This is a genomic window from Chiayiivirga flava, assembly GCF_014202825.1.
In the GTDB taxonomy this organism is placed as follows: domain Bacteria; phylum Pseudomonadota; class Gammaproteobacteria; order Xanthomonadales; family Xanthomonadaceae; genus Chiayiivirga; species Chiayiivirga flava.
The window spans coordinates 635807-649088 of record NZ_JACHHP010000001.1; the positions used below are offsets into that span (position 1 = coordinate 635807).

The following is a 13282-nucleotide window of genomic DNA, read 5'->3' on the forward strand; positions in this document are numbered from 1 at the left end:
GGAGCCCTCTAATCAAGCCCTGAACTTGATCGAGTAACGCGTTGGGTCAGAAGGGCACCGACAGCACCGCTTCGACTTCGAACTGCGAGCTGCGGTCGAAATCGCGCAGCGTGTACGGCACCGCGCCGAGGAAATAGGTGTCCGCCGAATAGCTGGCGTTGAAGGCGATTTCGCCCAGCTGGCCGACGCCGCGGCTGTAGCCGAGCAGCACATTGTTGCTGGACATGTCGCGCAGCGCGCGCTGCAGGAGCTCGGACGTGGGTTCGGGCTGCTGCGTGGAGGTGTAGCGCAGGCTCCAGCGGCCGTCCCAGCGGTCGGCGAGTGTGCCTTCGATGGAGTACACGGTGAGGTCGCGCCATGCGAACGCGGGCGAACCGCCGTCGCCGAGCAGCGAGAGGAAGCGCGTGGGCAGCGCCGCGCTGGTGAAGGCGTCGATGTCGCTGTAGTAGACGCGGTCCACACCGAGCGACAGCGTCGCGAACGACAGCGGTGCCCACGACAGGCGCGCCTCGACGCGGCCGGGCACGTCGAAGTCGCCTGCTTCGGCATAGACGCCGCGGAACGAACGGAACGCGTCCATCTCGATCTTCGACTGGGCACTCACGCTCCACGCCAGGTGGCCGTCGAGCGGCGCCCAGTAGCCGACGCGCATGCCGTGCCCGGTTGACTGCTCGCGCGTGCGGCGGCCGTCGATCTCGCGCACGCCGATCGTGTCGGCACCCGCGCTCCACGGCGCGGCGCCGAGGCCGTCGCTGGCAAAGCGCTGGCGCGCGACGATGGCGGTCACGCCGAAGCGCCCGCGCTGACCCAGCGCCCCTTCGTACGTGGACGAGACGAACTCGTTGCGGATGGCATTGCGCGGACCGTCGAAATCGACCACGTCGCCGCGCGGTGTCGCCGTGCGGGCGCCGTTGTCCCCGACGCCGGCGCTGTCGAAGCCCACGCTCAGGCGCGCGCCGGTGAGGCCGACCGCCGCCAGTGATGCACTGCGCAGTAGACTCGCGTCGCCCTGCAGCGAATCGAACAGGGTGGGCGCGGCGCGCGGCCCGTCCGTGTCGGCCCAGGCGTATTCCGGCATCACGCCGCGGCGGGCATACTCGCGCCATTGCGCGAGCACGTCGCCCGACTGCGCCGATGCGGCGCCGGCGCACAGCAGCCCGATGCACGCGGCGAGACTGCGCTTGAGCGGAAAACGGGACGGGGTGATCGCGGACATGGTGTGAACAGGCCGGTGTTGCGCGGCAGTATCGCGAAGAAGCAACACCCGGTCAACGGGATTTTCACGTTTTCGCGCGGCGGTTAGCGGTGTTCCGGCCTGCGACCCTGCCGCGCCACGGCAGGAATGTTGCTTTGAAACAACAGGACGATCGACCGACGTCGGTGCTGAGCATCGCCGGCTCGGACAGCGGCGGCGGCGCCGGCATCCAGGCCGACCTCAAGACCTTCGCCGCCCACGGCGTGCACGGACTGACCGCCATCGCCGCGCTCACCGCGCAGAACACCCGGGGCGTGCGGGCGATCCATGCGCCGCCGACGGCCTTCCTCGCCGATCAGCTCGATGCGCTCTTCGAGGACTTTTCGATCGGCGCGACCAAGATCGGCATGCTGGCGACGGCGGACATCATCGAATGCACGGCCGCGGCACTGGATCGCCATGCCGCAGGCAACATCGTGCTCGATCCGGTGATGGTCGCCAGCACCGGCGCCACGCTGCTGGCGCCGGACGCGCTTGCGGCGTTGCGCGAGCAGCTGGTGCCGCGCGCCGCGGTGCTGACGCCGAACCTGCCGGAGGCGCAGCTGCTGCTCGGTCGCAGCATCGCCGATCTCGATGCGATGCGGGTGGCGGCGGTCGATCTGCACGCGATGGGCGCCGCGAGCGTGTTGCTCAAGGGCGGGCATGGCGACGGCGAGACCGTGGTCGACCTGTGGTTCGACGGCATCGAACGGGTGGAGTTTGCGCATCCGCGCCTGCCGGTCGAAGGCCACGGCACCGGATGCACGCTGTCGTCGGCCATTGCGGCGCAGCTCGCGCTGGGCAGGACCGCGCGCGACGCCTGCCGCCTGGCCTGCGACTACGTGCACGGTGCGCTGCGCCACGCGACGCGGCCCGGAACCGGCCCGGTGTCGGTGCTCGCGCACGAATGGAACCGGCAACGCACCGCGGACGGCGACGCCACCCGCTGACATCGACGGCCGCACTCCGGGCACCGGGCCCGGCTCGGCCGTCAGCCGTTCACGCGCGCCGCGATCGCCGCCGCGAAGCCCTGCGTGGTGCCGTTGCCGCCGAGGTCGGGGGTGGTGCCGTCGCGCGCTTCCATCGTCGCGACGATGGCGCGGCGCAGCCGGCGCGCGTCGTCCTCGCGACCCATGTGCGAAAGCATCTGCCCGGCGCCGAGCAGCAGCGCGGTGGGGTTGGCGATGCCGCGCCCGGCAATGTCCGGCGCCGACCCGTGCACCGCCTCGAAGATCGCCACTTCCGCGCCGATGTTGGCGCCCGGCGCCAGGCCCAGCCCGCCGACGAGCCCGGCGCACAGGTCCGAGATGATGTCGCCGAACAGGTTGGTGGTGACGATCACGTCGAACTGCTCCGGCCGCATCACCAGCTGCATGCAGCAGTTGTCGACGATCATCTCGTTGAAGCCGATCTCCGGATAACGCGACGCGACCTCGCGCGCCACGCGCAGGAACAGCCCGGACGTGGTCTTGAGGATGTTCGCCTTGTGCACCACGGTGACCTTCTTGCGCCCGGCCGCCTTCGCCGCCTCGAACGCGTAGCGCACGATGCGCTCGGACCCCTTGCGCGTGATCTTCTGCGTGAGCGTGGCGGTTTCGCCGTCGGCCGAGAGGTGCTGGCCTTCGCCGATGTAGGCGCCTTCGGTGTTCTCGCGCACGGTCAGGATGTCGATGTCCTGGTAGCGCGACTTGGTGTTCGGGAACGAGATCGCCGGGCGCACGTTGGCGTACAGGTCGAAGTGGCGACGCAGGCTCACGTTGATCGAGCTGAAGCCTTCGCCGATCGGCGTGCTGAGCGGGCTTTTCAGCGCGATCCGGTGCTTGGCGATGCTCGCGAGCGTGGCGGCGGGCAGCAGTTCGCCCTGCGCTTCGTAGGCTGCGAGGCCGGCTTCGACGAATTCGTAGGAAATGCCCAGCTGCATGGCATCGAGCACGTGCAGCGTGGCGTCCATGATCTCGGGGCCGATGCCGTCTCCGCGGATCACTGCGATGGTCTGTGTCATGGAATGGGGTCTCGGCGTGCGGGCGCGACGCGAACGGCCGCGGGGAAACCATGCATTATCGATCAAGCGCGGCTTGCGGTACAGTTGCTGCATGAATGTTCGCCGCTCGCTCGCCACCCTGCTGTTTGCCGCCGTCGCCGGCGCGTCGCTCGTGCGCGCGAACGAAGCACCGCAGATCCGCATCGAGCCGGCCCAGCCCACCGTCGGCAAGGCGCTGCGCGTGGACGTGGACGCGGCCTGGAGCGACACCTGCCCGCCGCGCTTCGAGTCGGCTGCCATCGACGGCTTCGACATCACGGTGCGCGCGGTGCGCGATGCCGGTCCGTGTACCGGCGACGCCACGCCCTACCGCGTGTCGGCCGGCGTGACCGAGGCGCAGGCCCTGCGTCCGACGCGCGAAGGCGTCTACCGCGTGCGCTACGAGGTGCGCAACGGTGCGCGGGGCGAGCCGGAACTGCACGGGTTTCGCCTGCTGCAGGTCGGCGACGGCGAAGACGCGGGATTCGTGCCGGAAACCGGATTCTGGTGGCCGGAGCTTGGCGGCGAATTCGGCCGCGCCGGGCCGGGCATCGGCGTGCAGATCGAGGTGCAGTCGGGCACGGTGAGCGTCAGCGCACTGGGTTACGGCCCGGACAACCGCGCCGGCTGGTTCTTCGGCGTGGGCGCGCTCGACGGACGCACGGCGCACCTGGACATGAGCCTGCTCGACGGCGGCGCCGGCCCCTTCGAGGCGTACTCGCCGCCGAAAACGATGCAGGCCGTCGGCCACGCGGAGCTGGAAGTGATTTCGCCCAGCCGCGCCGTGTTGTGGTTCGTGCGGGCGCAGGGCGCGGGCCGTGCGGTGCGCGTGGAGCCGATGTCGATCGTGCGTTTCAGCTTTGCGCAGGAACCGGGCGAGGCGCTGATCGGGCGCTGGCTGATCGTGCCCGAAAGCGACGACGGCACCGCACCGCGCCGCATCGCGTTCACCCGCATCGAACGCCGGGCCGGCGAACTGGCGCTGCGCGACGCCTCGGGCGAACACGCCCTGCTGTGCGAAAGCCCCGCGTCACTGCCCAACTCGCCGCCGGGACTGTGCCGGCTGGAATCGGCATCCTCATCGGAAGCCTCGGTGGAGTTCACCGACGTCGGTCTGCAGCAGATGCGCGGCTGGGACGGCGCAGGGCGACGGATGCTGGCGTTCCGCATCGAGCCGTGATGGATTCGGGCGCGGAGCGGATTGGACGGCGTCGCGCCTGAAGCCTGGCTACTGCCACAGCCATCCACATCGCAGCCGACCGCTGCAATCACCTCCCCTCTCCCGCGCAGCGGGGGAGGGTGCCGGCAGGCGGGAGGGGGCGCTCCACTTGCTGCGAAACTCCATCCCGACGGCTGCATCCACGCCAACAGCACCCCCTCCTGCCTGCCGGCATCCTCCCCCGCTGCGCGGGAGAGGAGAATTTCGCTGAAGCTTGCCGTTGGAGGTGAGCGCCTCCGAGCTGCCAAGCCAAGCTCGTCGTCGAAGGTCAGCATCTCCGACCTGACGAACCGACCTCCCCCTCAGGGCACCCGCTCCCGAATCGGCAAAGACATCCCGCGCAGCCCGCGCCGCGCCCTCAGCCGTGCGTATGCGGCGGCGCGTCGACACCGGTGCCGCCTTCGAGCCGGTCGAGGAAGTCGACCGCGCGCCGCAGGTGCGGAATCACGATGCTGCCGCCCACGACCAGTCCCACGCTGAACGCCTCGAACATCTCGTCGCGCGTGACGCCTGCCGCGCGGCATTCGGCCACGTGGTAGCTCACGCAGTCGTCGCAGCGCAGCACCAGCGACGCCACCAGGCCGAGCAGCTCCTTGGTCTTCACATCGAGCGCACCGTCGCGGTAGGTCTGCGTGTCCAGCGCGAAGAAACGGCGCACCACCTGATTGTCGTGCGCCAGGATGCGCTCGTTCATACGCTTGCGGAACGCGGTGAATTCCGCGACGCGATCGCCCTCCTCCGCGCCGCTCACGACTGTGCCTCCAGCAGTGGCGCGAACTTGCCGGCGCGATCGAGCGCGACGAGATCGTCGAAGCCGCCTACATGCGTGTCGCCGACGAAGATCTGCGGCACCGACGTGCGCCGGGCGCGATCGAGCATTTCCCGGCGCCGCTCGAAATCCAGATCCACCCGCACCTCGGTCCAGCCCACACCGCGCTGCTTGAGAAAGTTCTTCGCCGCCACGCAGTAGGGACAGATCGCGGTGGTGTACATCAGCACCTCGGGCATGGATCGGGCTCCGGTTTCTTGACCTTGCGAATATGAGCGCCCGCCCGCATTTTTTCCAGCCTGCGCCACGCAACGGCGGTTGCGGTTTACATGCAATTAACGCAGCCTGCGCCGTCGGGGGCCATTATCGACCGAATCTGCCGGAACCACCCGCCATGACCCGATCCGCCCTGCGAACCGCCCTGCTCGCCGCGTTGTTGTGCGGCGGAACGCTGCATGCCGACGAGCCGGGCCAGTTGCCCGACATCGGTTCGTCCGCCGGCGAGGTGCTCACTCCGGCGCAGGAGGACCAGTACGGCGCGATGACCCTGCACGAGCTGCGCCGCTACAACCTCATCCTCGACGATCCGCTGATCGACGGCTACCTGCAGAACCTCGGCTTCCGCCTCGCCTCGCGCAGCGATCGTCCGCGCCAGTCGTTCACGTTTTTCATGGTGAACTCGCGCGAGATCAACGCGTTCGCCACGGTGGGCGGATACATCGGCGTCAACGCCGGGCTGTTCCTCACCGCCGAACGCGAGGACGAGGTGGCGGCAGTGATGTCGCACGAAATCGCGCACGTGACCCAGCGCCACGTGTTGCGTTCGGTCGAGGCGGCGCAGCGCGAATCGATCCCGATCCTGCTCGCCACGCTCGGCGCCATGATCGCGGCGCAGCAGGTCGACAGCAACAGCAGCGGCGACGCGACCCAGGCTGCACTCGTCGGTGGCCTGTCGCTGATGCAGCAACGCCAGATCAACTACACCCGATCGAACGAGAGCGAGGCCGACCGCATCGGGATCCAGACCCTGGCCCGCGCAGGCTACGACCCGATCGCGATGGCGGATTTCTTCGCCCGCATGGAACGCGCCTCGCGCGGCAACCAGGGCGGCTACAACGCGCCCGAATACCTGCGTTCGCACCCGGTGAACACCACGCGCGTCAGCGAAGCCAAGGACCGCGCGCGCAACATCCTCGGCTGCGGCGTGGTGCGTGTCGGCGCACCGAGCGCCGACACCGGCGATGCGGACTCCCTGTCCGCCGACGCGACCTCGACGTCGGCCGAGGTCCAATGCACGGCGCTCGCACCGGCGTCGGTGCCGCGCCCGAACGTGCCGGCCAATCCGCTGCTGTCGGCGGAGATCCTGGCCGCTCTGCAGGCCGACGCCGCGCCCGGCGGTGGAAGCGACATGTTCCCGTGGGCGCGCGAACGCATGCGCGTGCTCACTGCCGACAGCGCCAACGCCGCGATCGGCGAGTACGACCGGCAGCGCCGTGCCAACCCATCGGACTTCAGCGATGCGCAGCGTTATGGCGCCGCACTCGCGCGCAGCCGCGCCAGCCAGACGCAGGCCGCGCAGGCCGAGCTGCTCGATCTTGCCGCGCGGCACTCGACGCCTGCCGCCGCACTGTGGCTGCAGCTTGCGCTTGCCGAAAACGAACACCGCGCAGGCCACCGCGCCGCCGCCTTCGCACGTTACGAGACGCTGCTGCAGAACATGCCGCGCAGCCGCGCCGTCGCCCTCAGCTATGCCCACAGCCTGTCGGAGGACGGCAGCGTCGCGTCCGCGCGCAAGGCCCAGGAACTGCTGCGCCCGCTCCTGCCCGAGAGCGGCAACGACCCGACCTTCCAGCGCGCGTTCGCCCGCGCCAGCGAAGTGGCCGGCGACCTGGTCCGCGCCGGCGAAGCCCATGCCGAAGCCGCCTACCTCTCCGGCCGCGCCGAGGACGCGCTCAACCAGCTCGGCGCGCTGAAGAAGCGCGACGATCTCGACTACTACCAGCGCGCCCGGATCGACGCCCGCATCGCCTCGCTGACGCCGCTGGTGCTGGAACTGCGCAAGCAGGGGCTGCGGCCCGGCGACGCCGGCGCGCGGCTGGGCTTCGACGATGCGGATCGGACCCGGTCGGAACCGGCGGAAGACACGCCGCGCCGGCTGCGTTTCAGCGTCGGCGGCAGCAACCGCTGACGCTGCGGCACACGGGCCGCGACCGCGGTAACCTGACGGTCACAAAACTGTCGTCTACTGGTGTCCGACATCCGTAGCTGAAGGCCGTCGCGTGCAGAAGCGCATCCTGATCGTCGAAGACGAACCCGCCATCCGCGACATGGTCGCCTTTGCCCTGCGCAAGGCCGACTACGATCCTGCCCACGCCGGCGACGCGCGCGAAGCGAGCCTGTCGATCGCCGAACGCGTGCCCGACCTGATCCTGCTCGACTGGATGCTGCCCGGCACCAGCGGCCTGGAAATGGCGCGCCGCCTGCGCAAGGACGATCTCACCCGCAGCGTGCCGATCATCATGCTGACCGCGCGCGGCGAGGAAAACGACCGCGTCAACGGCCTGGAAGCCGGCGTCGACGATTACGTGGTCAAGCCTTTTTCCGCGCGCGAACTGCTGGCCCGCATCAAGGCCGTGATCCGGCGCTCGGGCAGCGCCGACGAGGACGGCAGCGTGAGCCTCGGCGGCCTGCGCATCGACGGCGCCGCGCACCGCGTCTTCGCCGGCGATACGCCGGTGCCGATCGGCCCCACGGAGTACCGGCTGCTGCATTTCTTCATGACCCATGCCGAACGCGTCTACAGCCGCGCGCAGCTGCTCGACAATGTCTGGGGCGGCAACGTGTACGTCGAGGAACGCACCGTCGACGTGCACATCCGCCGGCTGCGCAAGACGCTCGAACCGTGGAATCTCGACACGCTCGTGCAGACCGTGCGCGGCTCGGGCTATCGCTTCTCGGTCAGCGTCTGAACAGTCCGCGCGAATGGCTCGACCTGCTGCCGTGGCGGCTCGGTGCCCTGGTGCTAGTCGCCGCCGGCATCGGCGGGCTGCTCGGACAGTTCTGGCCCGCGCTCGCGCTGTGTTTCGGCGTCATCGCCGCGTGGCAGTTCTGGCAGCTCTCGCGCCTGCTGCAATTGTTGCGCACACAGCGGCGCGTGCCGCCGCCGCGCGGCATCGGCCTGTTCGCGCAGCTCACCGAGCAACTGCATCGCCGCCAGCATGAGGCGCGCACGCGCAAGCGCCGCCTCACCACGATGCTGCGTGCGTTCCGCCAGGCGGCCGCGTCGCTGCCGGACGCCATCGTCGCGCTCGATGCCGACGACCACCGCATCGAATGGTTCAACGAGGCCGCGCAGCGCCTGCTCGACCTGCGTTACCCCGGCGACCTCGGCCGCCGCCTGACCCGGCTCGAAACCGTGCCGCGCGTGGCCGAATGGTTGCGCGGCGACGCGCAGGAGCCGCTGCTCGACCTGCCGTCCCCGTTCCACCCGGGCCACCGCCTCACCCTGCGCCTGCTCGAATACACCCCGCAGCAGAAGCTGCTGGTGGTGCGCGACGTCAGCAAGCTGATGCACCTGGAACAGGTGCGGCGCGACTTCGTCGCGAACGTCTCGCACGAATTGCGCACCCCGCTCACGGTGGTGCACGGCTACCTCGACATGCTCGATCCGGACGACATGCCCGACCTTGCACCGATGCTGCGCGAAATGCGCACGCAGTCGTTGCGCATGACGCAGATCGTCGAGGACCTGCTGACGATCTCGCGTCTGGAGGCGCAGGAACGGCTGCCGACCGAACGCATCGTCATGCGCGCCCTGCTCGACACGCTGCAGCGCGAGGCCCGCGCGCTCAGCCACGGCCAGCACGAGATCGAACTGGTCGACACCGCCGGCGTGAATCTCGCCGGCTCCAACAAGGAGCTGCACAGCGCGTTCTCGAACCTCGTCAGCAATGCCGTGCGCTACACGCCCGCCGGCGGGCGCGTGCGGCTGCTGTTCGAACGCACCGCTGGCGGCGGCGTGCGTTTCGCGGTCGAAGACACCGGCCACGGCATTCCGGCACAGCATATCCCGCGCATCACCGAGCGCTTCTACCGCGTCTCGACCAGCCGCTCGCGCGAGAGCGGCGGCACCGGTCTCGGGCTGTCCATCGTCAAGCACGTGCTGAACCTGCACGGCGCGCGACTCGCGATCGAAAGCGAAGTGGGCCGCGGCAGCACGTTCGCCTGCGAATTCGGGCCCGAGCGCGTGGTCGAACGCGGCGCGGCGCTCTCCCAATTCGACGAGGATTGATATGCTTGCCGCTTCGCGAGGGCCGCGCGGGCACGTGCACGCGGACCCTCGCCGACGTTCGATCCGACCGCCGTCCCTTGCCGGGTGCACGCGAACGACGCGCACGTGTCCGGCCGACGACGGATGCTTCCCTGCCAGGTGACACATGCCGAAACCGATCGACCTGCGCGACCCCAGTCTCTACAACAACCGCGAACTGGCGCAGCTGGAATTCAACGTGCGCGTCATGGCGCAGGCGATGGACGAGCGCCTGCCGCTGCTCGAGCGACTGCGTTATCTGTGCATCAGCTGCACCAACCTCGACGAATTCTTCGAGATCCGCGTCGCGGCCGTGCGCCACCTGCAGGATCTCGGCGGCCCGACCACGGCCGACAACCTCTCGCCCGCCGCCGCGCTCAAGCTCATCCACGAACATGCCGGCATCCTGGTCGAATCGCAGTACCGCTACTGGCGCGACGTGCTGCGTCCGCAGCTGGCCGACAGCGGCATCCGCATCCTCTCGCGCGAAACCTGGAACGCGCGCCAGAAACGCTGGCTCAAGCAGTACTTCGACGACGAGATCATGCCGGTGCTGTCGCCGCTGGGCCTGGACCCCGCGCATCCGTTCCCGCGCATCCTCAACAAGAGCCTCAACATCGTCGTGGTGCTGCAGGGCAAGGATGCGTTCGGCCGCGCCGGCAACATGGCCATCGTGCGCGCGCCGCGCTCGCTGCCGCGCATCATCCAGATCCCGCCGGACATTTCCGGCGGCCCGCACGACTTCGTGCTGCTGTCGGCGGTGCTGTCGAATTTCGTCGACGACCTGTTTCCCGGCATGCACGTCAAGGGCGCCTACCAGTTCCGCGTCACGCGCAACTCGGAGCTGCTGGTCGACGAGGACGAGGTGGAGAACCTCGCGCACGCACTCAAGGGCGAACTCGCCGGCCGCGGTTTCGCGCGCGCCATGCGGCTGGAGATTGCGGACAACTGCCCGAAGGCCATCGTCAAGATCCTGCTCGGGAACTTCGAACTGCCGGAAAATGCCGTCTACCGCATCAACGGGCCGGTGAACCTCAACCGCGTGATCGCGGTGTACGACCTCGTCGACCGGCCCGAACTGAAATTCCCCGCGTTCAAGCCGCGCCGCCATCCCGACGTCGACGGCGATTCGCTGTTCGAACGCATCCGGCGCAGCGACGTGCTGCTGCACCATCCCTACGATTCGTTCAATGCGGTGCTCGACCTGATCAAGGAAGCGAGCAGCGATCCGGACGTGCTCGCGATCAAGCAGACCCTGTACCGCGCCGGCAAGGATTCCGAGCTCGCCCTGCATCTGATCGAGGCGGCCCGCAACGGCAAGGACGTGACCGTGGTCATCGAACTGCGCGCGCGCTTCGACGAGGAGGCCAACATCCGCCTCGCCGACCGCCTGCAGGAAGCCGGCGTGCAGGTGGTGTACGGCGTGGTGGGCTACAAGACGCACGCCAAGATGATGCTCATCGTGCGGCGCGAAGGCCGCAAGCTGCAGCGTTACGCGCATCTGTCCACCGGCAACTACCACGCCGGCACCGCGCGCGCGTACACCGACATCGGCCTGATGACGGCCAATCCCGACATCGGCGAGGACGTGCACCGGCTGTTCCAGCAGATGTCGGGCCTGGCACCGGCGTACAAGCTCAACTGCCTGCTGCAGTCGCCGTTCACGCTGCACAAGGCCCTGCTGCACAAGTTCCAGCGCGAAGCCGACCATGCCATCGAGGGCCGGCCCGCACGCATCATCGCCAAGATGAATGCGCTCAACGAGCCGGGCGTGATGGAAGCGCTGTACAAGGCGTCGCGCGCCGGGGTGAAGATCGATCTCATCGTGCGTGGCGCCTGCTGCCTCAAGCCGGGCATCCCCGGCGTGTCGGACAACATCCGCGTGCGCTCGGTGGTCGGTCGGTTCCTCGAACACAGCCGTGTCTACTGGTTCGAGAACGGCGGCGACGCGGAACTGTACTGCTCCAGCGCCGACTGGATGGAGCGCAACCTCCTGCGCCGCATTGAGACGTGCTTCCCGATCATCGATCCCGGCCTTGCCGAACGCGTGTTCCGCGAGGAGCTGGCAAACTACCTCGCGGACAACCAGCAGGCTTGGGAAATGCAGCCGGACGGCAGCTACGTGCGCGTCGCGCCCGCCCCCAACGCGATGCCGCATTCGGCGCAGGACGCGCTGCTGGCCCAGCTATGCCTCTGAAGGCCGCCGACATCGACGCCACTGCCTTGCCCGACGGCGAACTGATGGCCGCGGTGGACCTCGGCTCCAACAGCTTCCACATGATCGTCGCGCGCAGCGTGCTCGGGCAGCTGCGCATCGTCGATCGCCTGCGCGAAACCGTGCGCATGGCCGCCGGACTCACCGCCAACGGCGACATCGAACGCAGCGCGCGCCAGCGCGCGCTCGATTGCCTGGCGCGGTTCGGCGAGCGCCTGCGCCACATTCCGTCGCAGCGCGTGCGCGCCATCGCCACCAACACGGTGCGCCAATTGCGCAATCCGCAGGCGTTTCTGGTGCCGGCGGAAACCGCGCTCGGGCATCCGATCGAGATCGTGTCGGGCCGCGAGGAAGCGCGCCTGATCTACCTCGGGGTGGCGCAGGACATGCCACCGTCGGCGAAGCAGCGACTCGTCATCGACATCGGCGGCGGCTCCACCGAATTCATCGTCGGCCAGGGCTTCGAGCCGCTGGAGCGCGAGAGCCTGCAGATGGGATGCGTGGCCACCACGCGCCGGTTCTTCGCCGACGGCAGGCTCACGCGCAAACGCTGGAAGGAAGGCCTGACGGAAATTTCGGCCGAATTCCAGCAGTTCGCCTCGACGTACCGCGACCTCGGCTGGCAGGAAGTCATCGGCTCGTCGGGCACGGTGAAAGCCATCGGCGAGATGCTGGGCAATTCGAAGAACACGCGCGGCGCCATCACCGACGCCGGCCTGCTGCGACTGCGCGACACCCTGCTCGACTTCGACACCCTCGACGACATCGACCTCCCCGGCCTGTCCAACGACCGCCGCCCGGTGATCGCCGGCGGCGTGCTGATCCTCGAGGCCTGCTTCGCGGAACTGGGCATCAAGCGCATGCTGGTGTGCGAGAGTGCGATGCGCGAAGGCGTGCTGGCCGACATGCTCGGCCGCGCCGCGCAGCGCGACCCGCGCGATGCATCGATCGCCGCGCTGATGCAGCGTTACGGCGTGGATCGCGAACATGCCGCGCGCATCGAGACCACGGCACTGGCGCTGTTCGACCAGTTGGCCGACGCATGGGAGCTCGACGGCGACGATCGGCTGCTGCTGGCCTGGGCCGTACGCGTGCACGAGATCGGCCTTGCCATCGCGCACAGCCAGCACCACCAGCACGGCGCCTATGTGCTGGAGCATTCGGACATCTCCGGCTTCTCGCGCCAGGAGCAGCAGCAGCTCGCGGCGCTGGTGCGTTGCCAGCGGCGCTCGATCCCGGCCGGCGTGCTGAATGCGCTGCCCGAACGCAACATGGCGCCGACGCTGCGTTGCATCGTGCTGCTGCGACTTGCCATCGCGCTGCACCGCAGCCATGACCGCGCGCCGCTGCCGCCGCTGACCCTGGCCGCGGACCTGCGCGGCGGCCTGCAGCTCACGCTGCCGCGCGCATGGCTCGACGGACACGCGCTGACCCGCGCCGACCTCGACACCGAACGCGAAGCGCTCGACGCGATGTCGATCAAGCTGCAGGTGCGCGCCAGTGGCTGACGGCAGGC

11 protein-coding genes are annotated in these 13282 nt (G+C 69.1%); 7 read left to right on the forward strand and 4 right to left on the reverse strand.

The annotated features are described in order from the left end of the window. Positions 1–46: 46 nt before the first annotated feature. On the reverse strand, positions 47–1216 hold the full coding sequence (locus HNQ52_RS02670) for a hypothetical protein (protein ID WP_183959529.1): 1170 nt from the start codon (positions 1214–1216) through the stop codon (positions 47–49). A 134-nt stretch (positions 1217–1350) separates the two neighbouring features. On the opposite strand from HNQ52_RS02670, the gene thiD reads away from it, so the two are divergent. Further along, positions 1351–2184: a bifunctional hydroxymethylpyrimidine kinase/phosphomethylpyrimidine kinase gene (gene thiD / locus HNQ52_RS02675; RefSeq protein ID WP_246387473.1), complete on the forward strand. Its 834-nt coding sequence runs from the start codon at positions 1351–1353 to the stop codon at positions 2182–2184. A gap of 41 nt (positions 2185–2225) precedes the next feature. On the opposite strand, the gene HNQ52_RS02680 is transcribed toward thiD, so the two are convergent. Next, entirely contained in the window at positions 2226–3236 is a 1011-nt protein-coding gene (locus HNQ52_RS02680) for an isocitrate dehydrogenase (protein WP_183959531.1), read from the reverse strand. Positions 3237–3327: 91 nt separating this feature from the next. On the opposite strand from HNQ52_RS02680, the gene HNQ52_RS02685 reads away from it, so the two are divergent. Beyond that, positions 3328–4434 (forward strand): hypothetical protein, encoded by a 1107-nt coding sequence (locus HNQ52_RS02685; protein ID WP_183959533.1) that lies wholly within the window; start codon positions 3328–3330, stop codon positions 4432–4434. A 397-nt stretch (positions 4435–4831) separates the two neighbouring features. Here the strand turns inward: HNQ52_RS02685 and HNQ52_RS02690 are convergent, their stop codons facing one another. Then, positions 4832–5224 carry a carboxymuconolactone decarboxylase family protein gene (locus HNQ52_RS02690; RefSeq protein ID WP_183959535.1) on the reverse strand — a complete coding sequence of 131 codons (393 nt, stop codon included), beginning with the start codon at positions 5222–5224 and terminating at the stop codon, positions 4832–4834. Continuing rightward, positions 5221–5481 carry a glutaredoxin 3 gene (gene grxC, locus HNQ52_RS02695; protein ID WP_183959537.1) on the reverse strand — a complete coding sequence of 87 codons (261 nt, stop codon included), beginning with the start codon at positions 5479–5481 and terminating at the stop codon, positions 5221–5223. Before grxC ends, HNQ52_RS02690 begins: the two co-directional genes overlap by 4 nt. Positions 5482–5636: 155 nt before the next feature. Here grxC and HNQ52_RS02700 point away from each other — a divergent pair, with 155 nt between their 5' ends. The 5 genes from HNQ52_RS02700 to ppx all read left to right on the forward strand — a co-directional run bounded on the left by HNQ52_RS02700 (position 5637) and on the right by ppx (position 13274). Further along, positions 5637–7430 carry a M48 family metalloprotease gene (locus tag HNQ52_RS02700; protein ID WP_183959539.1) on the forward strand — a complete coding sequence of 598 codons (1794 nt, stop codon included), beginning with the start codon at positions 5637–5639 and terminating at the stop codon, positions 7428–7430. 91 nt (positions 7431–7521) lie between these two features. Continuing rightward, positions 7522–8211 carry a phosphate regulon transcriptional regulator PhoB gene (phoB, locus tag HNQ52_RS02705; RefSeq protein ID WP_183959541.1) on the forward strand — a complete coding sequence of 230 codons (690 nt, stop codon included), beginning with the start codon at positions 7522–7524 and terminating at the stop codon, positions 8209–8211. Then, the gene (gene phoR, locus HNQ52_RS02710; RefSeq protein WP_183959942.1) at positions 8208–9533 is read left to right on the forward strand and encodes a phosphate regulon sensor histidine kinase PhoR; all 1326 of its coding nucleotides are present in this window, start codon (positions 8208–8210) and stop codon (positions 9531–9533) included. Before phoB ends, phoR begins: the two co-directional genes overlap by 4 nt. A gap of 145 nt (positions 9534–9678) precedes the next feature. Further along, positions 9679–11748, forward strand: coding sequence for a polyphosphate kinase 1 (ppk1, locus tag HNQ52_RS02715; RefSeq protein WP_183959543.1), 2070 nt, complete (start codon positions 9679–9681; stop codon positions 11746–11748). Continuing rightward, the gene (gene ppx / locus HNQ52_RS02720) at positions 11739–13274 is read left to right on the forward strand and encodes an exopolyphosphatase (RefSeq protein ID WP_183959545.1); all 1536 of its coding nucleotides are present in this window, start codon (positions 11739–11741) and stop codon (positions 13272–13274) included. The genes ppk1 and ppx overlap by 10 nt, the downstream gene beginning before the upstream one ends. Positions 13275–13282 lie beyond the last annotated feature (8 nt).